Origin of the sequence: Pseudomonas sp. TNT3, assembly GCF_010095445.2 — a bacterium.
Lineage (GTDB): Bacteria > Pseudomonadota > Gammaproteobacteria > Pseudomonadales > Pseudomonadaceae > Aquipseudomonas.
Genome location: NZ_WFGV02000002.1, coordinates 239,745 through 257,879, shown reverse-complemented (window position 1 = coordinate 257,879; position 18,135 = coordinate 239,745). Strand labels below are relative to the sequence as shown.

The following is an 18,135-nucleotide window of genomic DNA, read 5'->3' as shown; positions in this document are numbered from 1 at the left end:
CCGGCACTGGAGGTGAGTCAGGACTTCAGTCGGGAAAAGCGTCTGCTTACCCCCCGGCATTTCAAGGCAGTCTTTGACTCCCCTACCGGCAAGGTTCCGGGGAAAAATCTCCTGCTCCTTGCGCGCAACAACGATCTTGATCACCCCCGTCTCGGGCTGGTTATCGGGAAAAAGAGCGTAAAGCTCTCCGTCGAGCGCAATCGCCTCAAACGTCTGATGCGCGAATCGTTCCGTCTGCACCAGGATTCTCTGGTCGGCTGGGACATAGTTATCGTCGCGCGCAAAGGTTTGGGTGACGTAGAAAACCCCGAATTGATTCAGCATTTCGGCAAACTCTGGAAGCGTCTGGCACGCAGCACGCCGGTACCAGCGGTCAAAACCGAAACTGTAGGGGTAGACAGTACCGATGCGTAAACTGGCACTCGTTCCGATCCAGTTTTATCGCTATGCCATTAGTCCTCTGATGGCCAGTCACTGTCGTTTCTACCCCAGTTGTTCCTGCTACGCGTATGAAGCCATAGAAAATCATGGCCTTCTGCGCGGTGGCTGGCTGACCTTTCGTCGTTTAGGTCGCTGTCATCCGTGGAATCCCGGTGGTTATGACCCGGTTCCATCTATCCCTACCTCCCGTTCTTCTTCGATGGCCGAGTAATCATGGATATCAAACGCACGATCCTGATCGTCGCCCTGGCAATCGTGGCCTACGTTATGGTCCTTAAATGGAACCAGGACTACGGTCAAACTGCCCTGCCGACTCAGAATGTTGCTTCCAGTACTACCGCACCGGGCCTACCGGATACGGCGACTGGCAATAATGCTTCTGTCAGTGACGACATTCCACGCGCCACAAGCGATGCCAGTGCAACGGCACCTGCTGAAACGCCAGTAGCTGTTAGCAAAGATCTCATCCGTATCAAAACGGACGTACTTGATCTGGCAATCGATCCACAAGGTGGTGATGTTGCCCAGCTGACTCTGCCGCTGTATCCACGTCGCCAGGATCATCCGGAAATTCCGTTCCAGTTGTTCGATAACGGCAACGAACGTACTTATCTGGCTCAAAGCGGTTTGATCGGCACCAACGGCCCGGACGCAAGTCCTGCCGGTCGTCCGGTTTACTCCTCGGAGAAGAAGGTTTACCAACTGGCTGACGGACAGGACCAATTGGTCGTGGACCTGAAGTTCAGCAAGGACGGCGTCAACTACATCAAGCGTTTCACTGTGAAACGTGGCCTGTACGACGTAACCGTTTCCTACCTGATCGATAACGAAAGCGCTCAGCCTTGGTCTGGCGCGATGTTCGCTCAGCTGAAACGTGACGCGAGCGCGGATCCGTCTTCCACAACGGCCACCGGTACTGCGACTTACCTGGGGGCAGCCCTGTGGACAAGTAACGAGCCGTACAAGAAAGTGTCCATGAAGGACATGGACAAGGCTCAGCTGAAAGAAACCGTCAGCGGTGGTTGGGTTGCCTGGTTGCAGCACTACTTCGTGACTGCATGGATTCCGGCGAAGGGCGAAAACAATATCGTCCAGACCCGTAAAGACAGCAAAGGCAACTACATCATTGGCTATACCGGTCCGTCGATTACCGTCGCGCCAGGTGCCAAGGCTGAAACCAGTGCCGTTCTGTATGCCGGCCCGAAAAGCCAGGCTGTGCTGAAAGAGTTGTCCCCAGGTCTGGAACTGACTGTCGACTACGGCATCCTGTGGTTCATTGCCCAACCTATTTTCTGGTTGCTGCAACACATCCACGCGCTGGTAGGCAACTGGGGCTGGTCGATCATTTTCCTGACCATGCTGATCAAAGGGATTTTCTTCCCGTTGTCGGCTGCCAGCTACAAATCCATGGCCCGTATGCGCGCAGTGGCACCTAAACTGGCCGCGCTGAAAGAGCAACATGGCGACGACCGGCAGAAAATGTCGCAAGCCATGATGGAGCTGTACAAGAAAGAGAAGATCAATCCGCTGGGTGGTTGCTTGCCAATCCTCGTGCAGATGCCGGTTTTCCTCTCGCTGTACTGGGTTCTGCTGGAAAGCGTTGAAATGCGCCAAGCGCCGTTCATGCTGTGGATTACTGACCTGTCGATCAAGGATCCGTTCTTCATTCTGCCGATCATCATGGGCGCAACCATGTTCATCCAGCAGCAGTTGAACCCGACACCTCCGGATCCGATGCAGGCCAAGGTGATGAAGCTGATGCCAATCATCTTCACCTTCTTCTTCCTGTGGTTCCCGGCTGGTCTGGTGCTGTACTGGGTAGTGAACAACTGCCTGTCCATCGCCCAACAGTGGTACATCACGCGTAAAGTCGAAGCGGCTACTAAAGCAGCTGCCTGATTTACACTGTGGATAACCACTCAGAACGCCCCCTAGTGGGGCGTTTTGCTATCTGTCACTTTTGTCTGGATATCGGTTTATGAGCGTTCCTCGTGAAACCATCGCTGCTGTCGCCACTGCACAAGGTCGCGGTGGTGTGGGCATCGTCCGAATTTCGGGACCGCTGGCCAGTGTCGCGGCCAAAGCTTTCAGCGGCCGTGAACTTAAACCTCGATTCGCCCATTACGGTGCCTTTCTGGGTAATGACGAAGAAGTACTGGACCAAGGGATTGCGCTGTATTTCCCGGGTCCAAACTCATTTACCGGTGAAGATGTGCTTGAGCTTCAGGGACACGGCGGTCCCGTAGTTCTGGACATGCTGCTCAAGCGTTGCCTGGAACTGGGCTGCCGTTTGGCTCGACCGGGTGAATTCAGCGAACGTGCATTTCTGAACGACAAGCTCGACCTGGCACAAGCCGAAGCGATCGCCGACTTGATCGAAGCCAGTTCTGCACAGGCTGCCCGGAATGCACTGCGTTCCTTGCAAGGCGCATTTTCAGAACGTGTGCATCACTTGACCGAGCAATTGATCGGCTTGAGGATCTACGTGGAGGCGGCAATCGACTTTCCAGAAGAGGAAATCGATTTCCTGGCCGATGGTCATGTCCTCAGCATGCTCGATAAAGTAAGGGAAGAGTTATCCACAGTGCTGCGTGAAGCCGGCCAAGGCGCGTTGCTTCGGGACGGGATGACGGTTGTGATTGCCGGCCGACCGAACGCAGGGAAATCCAGCCTCCTTAACGCCCTGGCCGGTCGCGAAGCTGCCATCGTCACAGAGATTGCCGGGACCACCCGGGATATCCTTCGTGAACATATCCACATCGATGGCATGCCCCTGCATGTGGTGGATACTGCAGGTTTGCGCGACACCGACGATCATGTGGAAAAAATCGGTGTGGAACGGGCATTGAAAGCCATTGGTGAAGCAGATCGAGTGTTGCTGGTCGTAGATGCCACCGCACCGGAAGCGCTCGATCCTTTCGCGCTATGGCCGGAATTTCTGGAAGTTCGCCCGGATCCCGCCAAGGTCACCTTGATTCGCAACAAGGCGGACCTTACCGGTGAGCCTATTGCCCTGGAAGTTAGCGAAGATGGCCACGTCACCATTAGCTTGAGTGCCAAGTCCGCAGGTGCGGGACTGGAACTGCTGCGTGATCATCTCAAGGCTTGCATGGGCTATGAGCAGACCTCGGAAAGCAGCTTCAGCGCTCGCCGGCGTCACCTCGAGGCGTTGCGCCATGCGAGTGCATCGCTTGAGCACGGTCGCGCACAGTTGACGCTGGCGGGGGCGGGTGAGCTGTTGGCGGAAGATCTGCGCCAGGCGCAACATTCCCTGGGAGAAATCACCGGTGCGTTCAGCTCCGATGATTTGCTGGGCCGGATTTTTTCCAGCTTCTGTATCGGCAAGTAACCAATACGGGAACCGGCCCTGCCAGCGAAGGCGAATTCAAATGCGCTTCGCTGGCAGATCCCGGAGGTACTGTTGGTAACTTATCCACAGCCCTCGGTTCGTTACCAGTTATAGGACACTGAGCCCAATAGCGTCCGGCTTTCACCCCAGTAGCAACGGCCTGCATCGTTACAGCCGGAAACGTACTCTTTGTCGAACAGGTTTTTCGCATTCACGTCGACCGTCCAGTTGCGATCGATCTGATAGCCGATCGCAGCATCCACCAACGTCACGTCACCCGCATCAAGCTTTCCGTAGAGTGAGGGCGAGGTGTACGCGAACGCACTGTCGAAATACCGCACACCCCCTCCGACGTAGAGCCCTTTGAGGCGGCTTTCGAGGAAGCGGTACTTCGCCCAGACAGAAGCCTGGTTACGCGGTACACCCGTCATCTGATGATCTTTGACCAATGAAGTGGCCGCGTCTTTGGTGATCCGCGCATCGGTATAGGTGTAAGCCGCCGTCACGTTGAGGTTAGGCGTCAAATTGCTGTTGAGCTCCAGTTCCACACCTTTGGAACGGCTTTCGCCCACCTGGCGATAAGTCGAGGTAGTGGCATCGAAGTAGGTGTCGTCCTTTTTACGCAGGTCATACACCGAAGCAGTGATGGCGGTGTCCCAACCGATAGGTTCGTACTTCAGGCCTACTTCATATTGGCTGCTGGTGATCGGGTCAAGCGGCGCTCCCGAGTTGGAAATTTGCTGCACCGGTACGAACGCCGTTGAATAGCTCACATAGGGCGTCATGCCATTGTCGAACTGGTACATCACACCGCCCTGATAGGTGAACTTCTTGTCTTCAGAGCTGATGTTGCTGGCCGAGGCGACTTTGTCGCGAAAATCACTGTCGACCCAATCCTGGCGACCGCCCAGGAGGAACAGCCAATGGTCGTACTTACTCTGGATCTGTGCGTAAACCCCTTTCATCTGCTGTTCCAGCAACGTGTTTTGCACCGCGATCGGCGTCAGCGGGTCGCGCAGGTAAACGGGATTGTAGATATCAACAGGACCCACGAAACCGGCGTTCCAGTCCTGATTGAAGGAGGTACGATCAAAGCTGCCTCCGAACAACACCGTATTTTCCATCTCACCCACCTGGAATTTCCCTTCCAGCTGGTTATCCAGCGAGTACACCATCGACTTGTTGAAACGGTCATAGGCCGTCACGTTCAGTCGCGTGCCAAATCCTGCGTTGTTCAGGTTACCCGGCCAGGTTTCGTGGCGGGTGATTCGCGACTGCATATAGCGCGAGTTCTGCCGGAACTGCCAATCGTCGTTGAAGCTGTGGGTAAATTCATATCCAGTGCTCCAGGTTTCCCGCTCGAACGTGTTCCAGTCCGGGTCACCGAGCATGGTGTCCTTGGATAACCTGCCGTTCGGGTTGGTAAGCAACGTCCCGGCCGCTGGCAGGCCAAGCTCCATATTAGTGTGATCCTTCTGGTAATTGGCCAGCAGGGTCAGCGTATTGAAGTCGCTGAAGTTGAGTGTCAGCGAAGGAGCGATATACATCCGATCATCCGGTACATGATCGGTTTGCGTATCGGCGTTGCGTCCCAGCATCACGACTCGCCCGAGGATGTTTCCACTGTCGTTCAATGGTCCGGAGACATCGACGCCTAATTGACGGCGATTATTCGAGCCGTAACTGAGCTGCACTTCGCCCTGAGGCGTCGCAGTCGGGCGTTTGCTCACGAGATTGACCAGTCCGCCAGGCGCGTTTTCGCCATACAGCAAAGAGGAGGGGCCGCGAAATATCTCGACCCGTTCCAGTCCATAAGGCTCTGTACTGGTGTCATACCGATTGCCCTGCACCCGCAAACCATCGCGCAACAGGCCATAGCCATAGTCGGTCGCATTAAAGCCGCGGATGAAGAATAGGTCTCCGGCAAGGCTATCGCCAGCAGCAAACGGTGGCGCAAAAATCCCCGGTACGTAACCGAGTACATCCGTGAGTGTCTGGGATTTTTGATCCTTGATGCGTTGGCTTGTTACGACCGAGACAGAACGCGGAGTTTCAGACAAAGGGGTGCTGGTTTTGGTGCCAACTCGGCTGTTCTTCGCGTTGTAACCAACATCCGCCGCGTAATCCAGGTTCATCTCATTTGGTTGCGTGGCATTGATGTTTGTGGCGCCGAGTACCAGCGAATCAGCGTCGGGAACCGGCTGCAAAATGTAACTGCCCACAGCTTGGGGATCTGCCTGTAACCCGGAGCCCTGCAGCAGAATCGAGAAACCCTGTTCAATGGAATAGCTTCCCGCCAGCCCTTGCGTACGCAATTGAGCTGTTTGTTGCGGCGAGAACGACAGGATCACATTGGCTGCCGAGGCAAACTGGCTCAATGCGTTGTCCAGTGGACCGGAGGCGATCGCGTAGCGCTGAGTGGCACTGGCTGCAACTGCACTGGTGGTATTCAGCACGCAACTCGCCGCGCTGGTCATCAACAAGCTGTAGGCAATGCAGTGGTAGGAAAAGCGCTTTCGAAAGGTAGGAAGTCGCATGGGAAATCAAGCCCTGAAGGTGGCAAAGAGCCGCGTTGATCGCGATTACCTGTAGGGCCGTGTCAGGTTAAAAAAAGATAACCCCGGCATGCATTTATTTTCTTGAGGCTTCAAGCACATCAAACGGCATGGCTGATCGAGACCCAATAGCGAGTGAAATAACGCACGCTGATAGGGAGTGAGGCCTGTAGGTTCGCCAACACTGCGTCCGTGGAATCCAGTCGAAAAGTACCGGAGACACGTAACCTCGAGGAGCGCTGATCACATTGCAGGATCCCGGGGCGATAGCGTCCCAACTCTCGAATGACGTCGCCCAAAAAAGCATCCAGGACAATCAGTTGACCATTGATCCAGGCCGCTTCCGATAAGCGATAAGGGCGAGTCACGCCGATACTGGCGCTGTCGAAATCGACCCCTTCACCAGCTCGCAGGATGCGTGGACTCGCGATTTGATCGCCTGGTTGAATGCTGACGCGGTCCTCCATTACACCGACACGTGTCGACCCCGACAATTGATGAACCGAAAACTGCGTTCCCAGTGCCTGTATGCGGCCGTTCTGGGTTTCGACGAAAAACGGGCGAGCATCTCCGTATTTTCCCGTGCGTACGAGAATCTCTCCCGCGCGCAATCGGATCAGTCGTTGCTGGTCATCGAACAGGACATCCACTGCCGTATGGGTGTTGAGGTACAGACTGGTCCCGTCGGCGAGCTCTATCTTTTTTCGTTGACCGACTTTAGTGGCGTAGTCGGCCCATACATTTCCCAGCGAGGTGTATTGCTGGACGTTCCAGCCAACGTATCCGGTACCGGCGAGTAGAAGTAACAGCTTGAGCACCTGGCGGCGATGATGGGTAGAGGAAAGCGCGCGCCGGGTAAGGTCTTTAGGCAAGGCGCCCAGATGTCGTTGCATTTGCTCCATCTGGTTCCAGGCCGCCAAGTGCGCCGGATTGCTCTCGACCCAATGCTGCCAAGCCTGCTGTTGGGCCTGCGAAGGCGGTTCTATTTGAAACTGCACGTACCAACTGGCCGCGGCTTCAAAGATTTTTCGATCGGGGACGACTGGCATCATGCGCTCGCCAAAATCAGAGAACATTCCGTGAGTGCGCGAATCATGTGTTTCTTTACCGTCGTCAGCGACACCTGCAACTCCAGAGCGATCTGTTGATAAGTCAGGCCATCGATCTGTGAAAGCATGAAGATACGTTTCGCTCTTGCACCTAAGCCTGTCAGGGCTTTATCCACAGCTATCAGGGTTTCGATGATAAGGACTTTATCCTCTTCACTGATCGCGGTGGCATCGGGGCGGGAAGCCACTGACTCCAGATACGCCACTTCGATGGCTCGCCGGCGGTAACGGTCGATCACAAGCCCACGCGCCACTGTCGCCAAATAGTCTCTCGGCTCGCGAATCTGTGCGGCATTTCTGGCTCCCAGGATGCGCACGAAGGTGTCGTGAGCAACATCTGCAGCATCGCAAGCGTCGTGCAACTTTCCCTTGAGCCAACCGTACAACCAGGAATGGTGCTGCTCGTAGATCTGCTGAACTGCCGCCGTATCTGAGGGTAAGGGCATAGTGGAATAGGTGAGTTAATGATAATGGCTATTATTAGCTTTTGTTTCGCCTTCTCACAATAGCGTTCCGCTACCAGGCATCGACTGCTCGGCGGCTACTTTTTCCCCTCTTATGCACTGCCATGACACCGTCGGGCGAATTTTTCGTGCCCGAGGTTCGGCCAAATGGACGATTTCTGTGGATTAAGCCCTGTGAATAACCATCACTAAGGGCAGTTGATAACAGGGCCTGAAAACTGGATATAACCGCCCCTGTGGATAACCACCTCTTTAATCCACAGGATTAAACCGGTTATCCAACGCGCTCATTGGCACATGAACACAGGGTTTTGAATCTCTGTACACATTGATAATAAAGGCCTGTAGAGATCTATCCACAGAAACTAGCCTCAGTAGAAATAAACATAAAAATAAAGATTTAATAAATTTCTCTCTTTTTAATTTCTATTATCCCGACTTCTCCACAGCTGGTTAAATTTTGTGCAAAGGGTTCTTTAGGAAGGGCGAAGTCCCTATACTTGTCGACCAGGTCCAAAAACCTGAGCTCAAACTATTCCTGATTACCTAACTGAAGCAGGCACGAGGTGCGTGGTGGATTTCCCTTCCCGTTTTGAAGTGATCGTCATCGGCGGCGGTCATGCCGGTACCGAGGCAGCACTGGCCTCAGCACGTATGGGGGCAAAAACCCTGTTGCTGACGCATAACGTGGAAACCCTCGGCGCCATGAGTTGCAACCCCGCTATCGGTGGGATTGGCAAAAGCCATCTGGTCAAGGAAATCGATGCCCTGGGCGGCGCGATGGCCATGGCTACCGATAAAGGCGGCATCCAGTTTCGCGTTTTGAACAGCCGTAAAGGCCCAGCCGTACGAGCCACTCGCGCTCAGGCAGATCGGGTTCTCTACAAGGCAGCAGTCCGCGAAGCACTGGAAAACCAGCCCAACCTGTGGATATTTCAGCAAGCTGCCGACGACCTGATCGTTGAGCAGGAACAAGTGCGCGGCGTAGTGACCCAAATGGGTCTTCGTTTCTTCGCCGATTCAGTGGTATTGACCACCGGCACGTTCCTCGGTGGACTTATCCACATAGGGATGCAGAATTTTTCCGGCGGCCGTGCCGGTGATCCGCCCTCAATCGCTCTGGCGCACCGTTTGCGTGAATTGCCGTTGCGCGTCGGTCGTTTGAAAACCGGCACACCACCGCGTATCGACGGTCGTTCCGTGAATTTCTCGGTGATGACCGAGCAAGCGGGCGATACGCCAATCCCGGTGATGTCGTTCATGGGCTCCAAAGAGCAACACCCCAAACAGGTGAGCTGCTGGATTACCCACACCAACGCCCGTACACACGAGATCATCGCCGCCAACCTCGACCGTTCGCCGATGTATTCCGATGCAGGGCTGATCGAAGGCATTGGCCCTCGGTACTGCCCGTCGATCGAAGACAAGATTCATCGCTTTGCCGACAAGGAAAGCCACCAGGTCTTCATCGAGCCGGAAGGACTTACCACCAACGAGCTGTACCCGAACGGGATCTCCACCTCCTTGCCGTTCGACGTGCAATTGCAGATCGTGCAGTCGATCCGCGGTATGGAAAACGCGCACATCGTGCGGCCGGGCTATGCCATCGAATACGACTATTTCGATCCGCGTGACCTGAAATACAGCCTGGAAACCAAGGTGATTGGCGGTTTGTTCTTCGCTGGCCAAATCAACGGGACGACCGGTTACGAAGAAGCCGGTGCCCAGGGATTACTGGCCGGGGCTAATGCCGCGCTGCGTGCGCAGGGCAAAGACGCCTGGTGTCCGCGTCGCGACGAGGCGTACATCGGCGTGTTGGTTGACGACCTGATTACCCTCGGCACTCAAGAGCCGTACCGGATGTTCACTTCCCGTGCCGAGTACCGCCTGATCCTGCGTGAAGACAATGCGGACCTGCGGTTGACCGAAAAAGGTCGCGAGCTGGGTCTGGTCGATGACGCGCGTTGGGCTGCTTTCTGCACCAAACGTGAAAGCATCACGCTGGAAGAACAGCGTCTGAAAAGTACCTGGGTTCGTCCAGGCACCGAGCAGGGCGATGCGATTTCCGAGAAGTTCGGAACGCCGCTGACCCACGAATACAATCTGCTCAATCTGCTGAGTCGTCCGGAAATTGACTACGCTGGTCTGATCGCAGTGACAGGTGGCGGTGCGGAAGATCCACAAGTCGCAGAACAGGTCGAAATCAAGACCAAGTACGCCGGCTACATCGATCGTCAACAGGATGAAATCGCTCGCCTGCGTGCCAGTGAAGACACGAAATTGCCTGTGGATATCGATTACACGAACATTTCCGGCCTCTCGAAAGAGATCCAGAGCAAGCTCGGCGCTACGCGTCCGGAGACTCTCGGCCAGGCTTCGCGTATTCCGGGTGTTACTCCAGCAGCCATTTCGCTGTTGATGATTCATTTGAAAAAACGCGGCGCGGGCCGTCAGTTGGAGCAAAGCGCTTGAGTTCGTTGGTCACCTCGCAACACGCCGAAGAGTTATCCACAGGTGCTCGCCAGCTCGGTGTCACCCTGACAGAGGCCCAGCACGCCCAGTTGTTGGGCTATCTGGCCCTGTTGATTAAATGGAACAAGGCATACAACCTGACCGCAGTCCGGGATCCGGACGAAATGGTTTCCCGTCACTTGCTCGATAGTCTCAGCGTGATGTCGTTTGTCGAAAACGGTCGATGGCTGGACGTGGGTAGCGGCGGCGGCATGCCGGGTATTCCGTTGGCCATCCTGTTTCCGGAGTCGCAGGTGACCTGTCTGGACAGCAATGGCAAGAAAACCCGGTTCCTCACCCAGGTAAAACTCGAACTCAAACTGGATAATTTGCAAGTTATCCACAGTCGCGTGGAAGCTTTCCAGCCTGCACAGCCCTTCAACGGGATCATCTCCCGGGCATTCAGCAGCATGGAGAATTTCACCAACTGGACTCGCCACCTCGGCGATACCGATACGCGTTGGCTGGCAATGAAGGGCGTTCATCCAGCCGATGAGCTGGTAGCATTGCCGGCAGACTTCCACCTCGATAGCGAACACGCCCTGGCCGTACCTGGTTGCCAAGGCCAACGTCATCTGCTGATACTGCGCCGCACGGCATGATTGGGAACAAAAGCAAGAATGGCTAAGGTATTCGCGATTGCGAACCAAAAGGGTGGTGTGGGTAAAACCACCACCTGCATCAACCTCGCAGCATCCCTGGTTGCAACCAAGCGCCGGGTGCTGTTGATCGATCTCGATCCACAGGGCAACGCCACCATGGGTAGCGGTGTGGATAAACACGGCCTGGAAAACTCGGTCTACGACCTGTTGATCGGTGAATGCGATCTGGCTCAGGCCATGCATTACTCCGAGCACGGTGGTTACCAACTGTTGCCGGCCAACCGCGACCTGACCGCGGCAGAAGTGGTTCTGCTGGAAATGCAGATGAAGGAAAGCCGTCTGCGTAGTGCGCTGGCGCCGATCCGTGAAAACTACGATTACATTCTGATCGATTGCCCACCGTCGCTTTCGATGCTGACACTCAACGCTCTTGTGGCTGCTGACGGGGTAATTATCCCCATGCAGTGCGAGTACTTTGCACTCGAAGGCTTGAGCGACCTTGTGGATAACATCAAGCGTATTGCTGAGCTGCTGAACCCGAATTTGAAAGTCGAAGGCCTCTTGCGGACGATGTACGATCCGCGACTGAGCCTGATGAACGATGTTTCTGCGCAGCTCAAGGAACACTTCGGCGATCAGCTTTACGACACCGTGATTCCGCGCAACATCCGCCTGGCCGAAGCGCCAAGCTACGGCATGCCTGCGCTGGCTTACGACAAGTCTTCGCGAGGCGCCATTGCCTATCTTGCATTGGCGGGCGAGATGGTTCGCCGCCAACGCAAAAACTCACGCACCGCCGCCGCTCAGGCAACTTAAGGAATCCCCATGGCCGTCAAGAAACGAGGTCTCGGACGTGGACTGGATGCACTGCTGAGTGGTCCTACTGTCAGTTCGCTGGAAGAGCAGGCGGTGCAAGCAGACCAACGTGAGCTGCAGCACCTGCCGCTGGACCTGATCCAGCGCGGGAAGTACCAGCCGCGTCGAGACATGGATCCTCAAGCGCTGGAAGAACTGGCGCAGTCGATCAAGGCCCAAGGCGTCATGCAGCCGATCGTGGTTCGCCCCATCGGCAGTGGCCGCTTCGAAATTATTGCCGGTGAACGCCGTTGGCGCGCAAGCCAGCAGGCTGGCCAGGAAACCATTCCGGCCATGGTCCGCGATGTACCGGATGAAACCGCGATCGCGATGGCGCTGATCGAGAACATCCAGCGTGAGGACCTCAATCCGATCGAGGAGGCGGTCGCGCTGCAGCGATTGCAGCACGAATTCCAGCTGACACAGCAACAGGTCGCGGAAGCGGTAGGCAAGTCCCGCGTAACCGTGGCCAACCTGCTACGCTTGATCGCGTTGCCAGAAGTTATAAAAACCATGCTGTCGCACGGTGACCTGGAAATGGGTCACGCACGTGCTTTGCTCGGTTTGCCTGAAAATCAACAGGTTGAAGGGGCGCGACATGTTGTCGCACGGGGGCTGACTGTGCGCCAGACTGAGGCACTGGTTCGCCAGTGGTTGAGTGGCAAACAAGAGCCTGCCGAACCGGTTAAACCGGACCCGGATATCGCCCGACTCGAGCAGCGCCTGGCCGAGCGCCTAGGCTCTGCGGTGCAGATTCGACACGGAAAGAAGGGGAAGGGGCAGTTGGTGATTGGTTACAACTCCCTCGATGAGCTTCAGGGTGTGCTCGCACACATTCGCTGAAACATTTCCTCATGTAGCGTGCAGTCGGAAATCACTACCTGACAGTTGAATAGGGGCAGAACCGCCCCTATACTCTGCGCGCATTTTGTCGGCACAAATTATGCCAAGTTATTGAATTCTGGCAGCCGACCATTGGAGAGCAATAGTGATGGAAAGACGCACGCCAAACCGCTTGCCGTTCCATCGCCTGGCAGTTTTTCCGGTCTTACTGGCTCAATTTGTCGTTTTGGTACTGGCCGCTTTGGCGCTTTGGTACTGGCATGGAGTCGTAGCCGGGTACTCGGGACTTTGCGGAGGCCTGATAGCCTTGCTGCCCAATGTTTATTTCGCTCACAGGGCATTTCGGTTTTCCGGCGCCCGAGCAGCCCAAGCCATCGTCCGGTCTTTTTATGCCGGTGAGGCGGGCAAACTGATTTTGACGGCAGTGCTCTTTGCATTGACGTTCGCAGGTGTGAAGCCATTGGCGCCGCTAGCTGTATTCGGCGTCTTCGTGTTGACCCAACTGGTCAGCTGGTTCGCGCCCCTGCTGATGAGAACAAGACTTTCGAGACCTTAGGGCGTTTGAGGCAACCATGGCAGAGACAACCGCTTCGGGCTATATCCAGCACCACTTGCAGAACCTGACCTTCGGTCAGCACCCAACAGGCGGGTGGGGTTTTGCCCACACCGCAGCAGAAGCCAAAGAAATGGGCTTCTGGGCTTTCCACGTCGATACACTCGGCTGGTCGGTCGCGTTGGGTCTGATTTTCGTTCTTCTTTTCCGCATGGCGGCAAAGAAAGCGACATCGGGTCAGCCTGGTGCTTTGCAAAACTTCGTTGAAGTATTGGTCGAATTCGTCGATGGCAGCGTGAAAGACAGCTTCCATGGCCGTAGCCCGGTGATTGCACCGCTGGCACTGACCATCTTCGTCTGGGTCTTCCTGATGAACGCCGTCGACCTGATCCCGGTTGACTGGATTCCTCAGCTGGCCATCCTCATCACTGGTGATGCGCACATTCCGTTCCGTGCCGTATCGACCACTGACCCGAACGCTACCCTGGGCATGGCCCTGTCGGTGTTCGCGTTGATCATTTTCTACAGCATCAAGGTCAAGGGCATCGGCGGCTTCATCGGCGAACTGACCCTGCACCCGTTCGGCAGCAAGAATATTTTCCTTCAAGCCCTGCTGATCCCGGTGAACTTCCTGCTGGAGTTCGTGACGCTGATCGCCAAGCCTATCTCCCTGGCACTGCGTCTGTTCGGCAACATGTACGCCGGCGAGCTGGTCTTCATTCTGATTGCTGTGATGTTCGGCAGCGGTCTGCTCTGGCTTAGCGGCCTGGGCGTAGTACTGCAGTGGGCGTGGGCTGTGTTCCACATCCTGATCATCACCCTGCAGGCGTTTATCTTCATGATGTTGACCATCGTCTACCTGTCGATGGCGCACGAAGAGAACCATTAAGACCAGTCTCGACTAGTCTGATGTCCCACCCGGTCAAACGGGTGGGTGCCCGAACAGGGCTATGAAACGATTTGTTTTACCGCTTTAAAATCTAAAAAACCTAAACCATACGACGTAAAAGTCGGGAGGAAAGATGGAAACTGTAGTTGGTCTAACCGCTATCGCTGTTGCACTGTTGATCGGCCTGGGCGCACTGGGTACCGCAATTGGTTTCGGCCTGTTGGGCGGCAAGTTCCTGGAAGGCGCAGCGCGTCAACCAGAAATGGTTCCAATGCTGCAAGTTAAAATGTTCATCGTCGCCGGTCTGCTCGACGCCGTGACCATGATCGGTGTTGGTATCGCTCTGTTCTTCACTTTCGCGAACCCATTCGTTGGTCAACTCGCTGGCTAATTACTCGAACCTTCGAGTAATTGGTGTGATGTGCAACGAACGAGCGAGGTGTTGGCGTGAACATTAATGCAACCCTGATTGGCCAGTCCGTTGCGTTCTTCATTTTTGTACTGTTTTGCATGAAGTTCGTGTGGCCTCCGGTCATCGCGGCTTTGCACGAACGTCAGAAGAAGATCGCGGATGGACTGGACGCTGCCGCCCGAGCAGCTCGCGACCTGGAGCTGGCCCAAGATAAAGCGGGTCAGCAACTGCGCGAAGCAAAAGCTCAGGCAGCCGAAATCATTGAGCAAGCCAAGAAACGCGGTAACCAGATTGTTGAAGAGGCTGTTGAAAAAGCCCGTATCGACGCTGACCGTGTGAAGGTTCAGGCTCAGGCCGAGATCGAGCAGGAACTGAACAGTGTCAAAGACGCGCTGCGTGCCCAATTGGGTGCACTGGCCGTTGGCGGCGCCGAGAAGATCCTGGGTGCCACAATCGATCAAAACGCGCACGCGGAGCTGGTAAACAAACTGGCTGCTGAAATTTAAGCGAGGGCGATCATGGCAGAATTGACCACGTTGGCCCGACCTTACGCTAAGGCAGCCTTCGAGCACGCCCAGGCCCACCAGCAACTGGCCTCTTGGTCAGCCATGCTCGGCCTGGCTGCAGCAGTGTCGCAAGACGACACCATGCAGCGCGTGCTCAAGGCCCCGCGACTGACGAGCGCAGACAAGGCCGCCACGTTTATTGACGTGTGCGGCGACAAGTTTGATGCCAAGGCACAGAACTTCATTCACGTCGTTGCCGAAAACGACCGTCTCCCGCTTTTGCCGGAGATATCCGCTCTGTTCGACCTGTACAAGGCCGAACAAGAGAAATCGGTAGACGTTGAAGTGACCAGTGCTTTTGCATTGAACCAAGAACAGCAAGACAAACTCGCCAAGGTTCTCAGTGCACGACTCAACCGGGAAGTGCGCCTGCAAGTCGAGGAAGACAAATCCCTTATTGGGGGCATTGTCATCCGCGCCGGCGACCTGGTTATCGATGGCTCGGTTCGCGGCAAACTCGCGAGCCTTGCCGAAGCATTGAAATCTTGAGTTTGAAGGGGCAGCAGAGCAATGCAGCAACTCAATCCTTCCGAAATAAGTGAAATTATCAAGGGCCGCATCGACAAGCTCGATGTGACCTCCCAAGCCCGTAACGAAGGCACTGTCGTCAGCGTATCTGACGGTATCGTGCGGATTCACGGTCTGGCCGACGTTATGTACGGCGAGATGATCGAGTTTCCGGGCGGCGTCTTCGGTATGGCTCTCAACCTGGAGCAAGACTCCGTAGGTGCCGTAGTTTTGGGCTCCTACCAGTCTCTGGCTGAAGGCATGAGCGCCAAGTGCACCGGCCGCATCCTCGAAGTTCCGGTTGGTAAGGAACTGCTGGGTCGCGTAGTCGACGCACTGGGTAACCCAGTTGACGGCAAAGGTCCGCTGAACAACACCGAGACCGACGCGGTCGAGAAAGTTGCTCCAGGCGTGATCTGGCGTAAGTCGGTAGACCAGCCTGTACAGACTGGCTACAAGGCTGTCGATGCCATGATTCCTGTCGGCCGTGGCCAGCGTGAGCTGATCATCGGTGACCGTCAGATCGGTAAAACCGCTCTGGCGATCGACGCGATCATCAACCAGAAAAACAGCGGTATTTTCTGCGTCTACGTAGCCATCGGTCAGAAACAATCGACCATCGCTAACGTGGTTCGCAAGCTGGAAGAAAACGGCGCACTGGCTAACACCATCGTCGTTGCCGCGAGCGCTTCGGAATCTGCAGCACTGCAATTCCTGGCTCCGTACTCCGGTTGCACCATGGGTGAATTCTTCCGCGACCGCGGTGAAGACGCGCTGATCGTTTATGACGATCTGTCCAAGCAAGCAGTGGCTTATCGCCAGATTTCCCTGCTGCTGCGCCGTCCACCAGGCCGTGAAGCTTACCCAGGCGACGTGTTCTATCTCCACTCGCGTCTGCTGGAGCGCGCATCCCGCGTTTCGGAAGAGTACGTAGAGAAGTTCACCAACGGCGCAGTGACCGGCAAAACCGGTTCCCTGACCGCACTGCCGATCATTGAAACCCAGGCTGGCGACGTTTCCGCGTTCGTTCCGACCAACGTGATTTCCATCACCGACGGTCAGATCTTCCTGGAATCGGCCATGTTCAACTCCGGGATCCGTCCTGCAGTGAACGCCGGTGTTTCGGTATCCCGTGTGGGTGGTGCCGCTCAGACCAAGATCATCAAGAAGCTCTCCGGTGGTATCCGTACCGCTCTGGCTCAGTACCGTGAACTGGCGGCATTCGCCCAGTTCGCTTCTGACCTGGACGAAGCGACCCGTAAGCAACTTGAGCATGGTCAGCGCGTTACCGAGCTGATGAAGCAGAAGCAATACGCACCAATGTCGATCGCTGACATGGCGCTGTCGCTGTATGCCGCTGAGCGTGGGTTCCTGACTGACGTTGAAATCGCCAAGATCGGCAGCTTCGAACAAGCGCTGATTGCTTTCTTCAACCGCGATCACGCCGATTTGATGGCGAAGATCAACGTGAAGGGTGACTTCAATGACGAAATCGACGCTGGCATGAAAGCCGGTATCGAGAAGTTCAAGGCCACCCAAACCTGGTAAGCCGCAGCGGGAGCCGCGAGGCTCCCGCTTGCTAACCTGATAGGTGTTACATGGCAGGCGCAAAAGAGATTCGCAGTAAGATTGCGAGCATCAAAAGCACGCAAAAGATTACCAGCGCCATGGAAAAAGTGGCGGTCAGTAAAATGCGCAAGGCACAAATGCGCATGGCTGCTAGCCGTCCTTACGCGGAGCGCATCCGCCAGGTTATTGGCCATCTGGCCAACGCCAACCCGGAATATCGCCACCCGTTCATGCTCGACCGTGAAGTAAAGCGCGTCGGTTATGTTGTGGTGAGCAGTGACCGTGGTCTGTGTGGTGGCTTGAACACCAACCTGTTCAAGGCTCTGGTCAAGGACATGGCGGTAAACCGCGAAAACGGCGTCGAGATCGATCTGTGTGTTGTTGGTAGCAAGGGTGCGGCTTTCTTCCGCAACTTCGGCGGTAACGTCGTAGCAGCTATCAGCCACCTGGGTGAAGAGCCGTCGATCAATGACCTGATCGGCAGCGTCAAGGTGATGCTGGATGCCTACCTGGACGGCCGTATTGACCGCCTGTCCGTGGTGTCCAACAAGTTCATCAACACCATGACGCAACAGCCTACCGTGGAGCAGTTGATTCCATTGGTGGCAACCCCGGAACAGGAACTCAAGCACCACTGGGATTATCTGTACGAACCGGACGCCAAAGAGCTGCTTGACGGCTTGATGGTCCGTTACGTGGAGTCGCAGGTCTACCAGGCGGTGGTCGAGAACAACGCGGCTGAACAAGCTGCGCGGATGATCGCGATGAAGAACGCTACCGACAACGCCGGTGATTTGATCAGCGATTTGCAGCTGGTCTACAACAAGGCGCGTCAGGCTGCGATCACCCAAGAGATCTCGGAAATCGTCGGCGGCGCTGCCGCGGTTTAACGGTTCAAATATTCAGAGGA

General features: G+C 55.7%; 18 protein-coding genes. 15 read left to right on the top strand and 3 right to left on the bottom strand.

Annotation, left to right across the window (positions count from 1 at the left end):
* The first annotated feature begins 12 nt into the window (after positions 1–12).
* The 4 genes from rnpA (at position 13) to mnmE (ending at position 3,790) form a co-directional block, all read left to right on the top strand.
* A complete protein-coding gene (gene rnpA / locus GBC55_RS02705) occupies positions 13–414 on the top strand; it encodes a ribonuclease P protein component (protein WP_202027651.1) in 402 nt (133 codons plus the stop codon).
* A complete protein-coding gene (gene yidD, locus GBC55_RS02700) occupies positions 407–652 on the top strand; it encodes a membrane protein insertion efficiency factor YidD (protein ID WP_052966011.1) in 246 nt (81 codons plus the stop codon). Before rnpA ends, yidD begins: the two co-directional genes overlap by 8 nt.
* 2 nt (positions 653–654) lie before the next feature.
* Positions 655–2,340: a membrane protein insertase YidC gene (gene yidC, locus GBC55_RS02695; RefSeq protein ID WP_162437607.1), complete on the top strand. Its 1,686-nt coding sequence runs from the start codon at positions 655–657 to the stop codon at positions 2,338–2,340.
* A gap of 79 nt (positions 2,341–2,419) precedes the next feature.
* A complete protein-coding gene (gene mnmE / locus GBC55_RS02690; protein WP_162437608.1) occupies positions 2,420–3,790 on the top strand; it encodes a tRNA uridine-5-carboxymethylaminomethyl(34) synthesis GTPase MnmE in 1,371 nt (456 codons plus the stop codon).
* A 101-nt stretch (positions 3,791–3,891) separates the two neighbouring features.
* On the opposite strand, the gene GBC55_RS02685 is transcribed toward mnmE, so the two are convergent.
* The 3 genes from GBC55_RS02685 to GBC55_RS02675 form a co-directional block, all read right to left on the bottom strand.
* Positions 3,892–6,327 (bottom strand): TonB-dependent siderophore receptor, encoded by a 2,436-nt coding sequence (locus GBC55_RS02685; protein WP_162437609.1) that lies wholly within the window; start codon positions 6,325–6,327, stop codon positions 3,892–3,894.
* A gap of 119 nt (positions 6,328–6,446) precedes the next feature.
* On the bottom strand, positions 6,447–7,394 hold the full coding sequence (locus tag GBC55_RS02680; protein ID WP_162437652.1) for a FecR domain-containing protein: 948 nt from the start codon (positions 7,392–7,394) through the stop codon (positions 6,447–6,449).
* Positions 7,394–7,900, bottom strand: a complete 507-nt coding sequence (locus GBC55_RS02675; RefSeq protein WP_162437610.1) for a sigma-70 family RNA polymerase sigma factor — start codon at positions 7,898–7,900, stop codon at positions 7,394–7,396. Before GBC55_RS02675 ends, GBC55_RS02680 begins: the two co-directional genes overlap by 1 nt.
* Before the next feature lie 591 nt (positions 7,901–8,491).
* Between GBC55_RS02675 and mnmG the strand changes: the two genes are divergently transcribed.
* From mnmG to atpG, 11 genes are all read left to right on the top strand, one after another.
* The gene (gene mnmG, locus GBC55_RS02670) at positions 8,492–10,390 is read left to right on the top strand and encodes a tRNA uridine-5-carboxymethylaminomethyl(34) synthesis enzyme MnmG (protein ID WP_162437611.1); all 1,899 of its coding nucleotides are present in this window, start codon (positions 8,492–8,494) and stop codon (positions 10,388–10,390) included.
* Positions 10,387–11,031, top strand: coding sequence for a 16S rRNA (guanine(527)-N(7))-methyltransferase RsmG (gene rsmG / locus GBC55_RS02665; protein ID WP_162437612.1), 645 nt, complete (start codon positions 10,387–10,389; stop codon positions 11,029–11,031). The genes mnmG and rsmG overlap by 4 nt, the downstream gene beginning before the upstream one ends.
* A gap of 18 nt (positions 11,032–11,049) precedes the next feature.
* Entirely contained in the window at positions 11,050–11,847 is a 798-nt protein-coding gene (locus tag GBC55_RS02660) for a ParA family protein (RefSeq protein ID WP_007934331.1), read from the top strand.
* A gap of 9 nt (positions 11,848–11,856) precedes the next feature.
* Positions 11,857–12,729, top strand: coding sequence for a ParB/RepB/Spo0J family partition protein (locus GBC55_RS02655; protein WP_007948093.1), 873 nt, complete (start codon positions 11,857–11,859; stop codon positions 12,727–12,729).
* A 148-nt stretch (positions 12,730–12,877) separates the two neighbouring features.
* Complete coding sequence (locus GBC55_RS02650; RefSeq protein WP_162437613.1) at positions 12,878–13,285, top strand: F0F1 ATP synthase subunit I; 408 nt, start codon at positions 12,878–12,880, stop codon at positions 13,283–13,285.
* 16 nt (positions 13,286–13,301) lie between these two features.
* Entirely contained in the window at positions 13,302–14,171 is an 870-nt protein-coding gene (gene atpB, locus GBC55_RS02645; protein WP_162437614.1) for a F0F1 ATP synthase subunit A, read from the top strand.
* A 133-nt stretch (positions 14,172–14,304) separates the two neighbouring features.
* The gene (gene atpE, locus GBC55_RS02640; protein WP_002555987.1) at positions 14,305–14,562 is read left to right on the top strand and encodes a F0F1 ATP synthase subunit C; all 258 of its coding nucleotides are present in this window, start codon (positions 14,305–14,307) and stop codon (positions 14,560–14,562) included.
* A 56-nt stretch (positions 14,563–14,618) separates the two neighbouring features.
* Positions 14,619–15,089, top strand: coding sequence for a F0F1 ATP synthase subunit B (locus GBC55_RS02635; protein WP_008027535.1), 471 nt, complete (start codon positions 14,619–14,621; stop codon positions 15,087–15,089).
* Between the two features lie 12 nt (positions 15,090–15,101).
* Complete coding sequence (locus tag GBC55_RS02630; protein ID WP_059403768.1) at positions 15,102–15,638, top strand: F0F1 ATP synthase subunit delta; 537 nt, start codon at positions 15,102–15,104, stop codon at positions 15,636–15,638.
* A 21-nt stretch (positions 15,639–15,659) separates the two neighbouring features.
* A complete protein-coding gene (gene atpA / locus GBC55_RS02625; protein WP_008155713.1) occupies positions 15,660–17,204 on the top strand; it encodes a F0F1 ATP synthase subunit alpha in 1,545 nt (514 codons plus the stop codon).
* A gap of 50 nt (positions 17,205–17,254) precedes the next feature.
* Entirely contained in the window at positions 17,255–18,115 is an 861-nt protein-coding gene (atpG, locus tag GBC55_RS02620; protein ID WP_150582364.1) for a F0F1 ATP synthase subunit gamma, read from the top strand.
* The last annotated feature ends 20 nt before the right edge of the window (positions 18,116–18,135 follow it).

Coding starts and splice junctions, on each gene's coding strand:
- yidD (WP_052966011.1), top strand. CDS start 407: ATGCGTAAACTGGCACTCGTTCCGATCCAGTTTTATCGCTATGCCATT.
- yidC (WP_162437607.1), top strand. CDS start 655: ATGGATATCAAACGCACGATCCTGATCGTCGCCCTGGCAATCGTGGCC.
- mnmE (WP_162437608.1), top strand. CDS start 2,420: ATGAGCGTTCCTCGTGAAACCATCGCTGCTGTCGCCACTGCACAAGGT.
- GBC55_RS02685 (WP_162437609.1), bottom strand. CDS start 6,327: ATGCGACTTCCTACCTTTCGAAAGCGCTTTTCCTACCACTGCATTGCC.
- GBC55_RS02680 (WP_162437652.1), bottom strand. CDS start 7,394: ATGCCAGTCGTCCCCGATCGAAAAATCTTTGAAGCCGCGGCCAGTTGG.
- GBC55_RS02675 (WP_162437610.1), bottom strand. CDS start 7,900: ATGCCCTTACCCTCAGATACGGCGGCAGTTCAGCAGATCTACGAGCAG.
- GBC55_RS02660 (WP_007934331.1), top strand. CDS start 11,050: ATGGCTAAGGTATTCGCGATTGCGAACCAAAAGGGTGGTGTGGGTAAA.
- GBC55_RS02655 (WP_007948093.1), top strand. CDS start 11,857: ATGGCCGTCAAGAAACGAGGTCTCGGACGTGGACTGGATGCACTGCTG.
- GBC55_RS02650 (WP_162437613.1), top strand. CDS start 12,878: ATGGAAAGACGCACGCCAAACCGCTTGCCGTTCCATCGCCTGGCAGTT.
- atpB (WP_162437614.1), top strand. CDS start 13,302: ATGGCAGAGACAACCGCTTCGGGCTATATCCAGCACCACTTGCAGAAC.
- atpE (WP_002555987.1), top strand. CDS start 14,305: ATGGAAACTGTAGTTGGTCTAACCGCTATCGCTGTTGCACTGTTGATC.
- GBC55_RS02630 (WP_059403768.1), top strand. CDS start 15,102: ATGGCAGAATTGACCACGTTGGCCCGACCTTACGCTAAGGCAGCCTTC.
- atpA (WP_008155713.1), top strand. CDS start 15,660: ATGCAGCAACTCAATCCTTCCGAAATAAGTGAAATTATCAAGGGCCGC.
- atpG (WP_150582364.1), top strand. CDS start 17,255: ATGGCAGGCGCAAAAGAGATTCGCAGTAAGATTGCGAGCATCAAAAGC.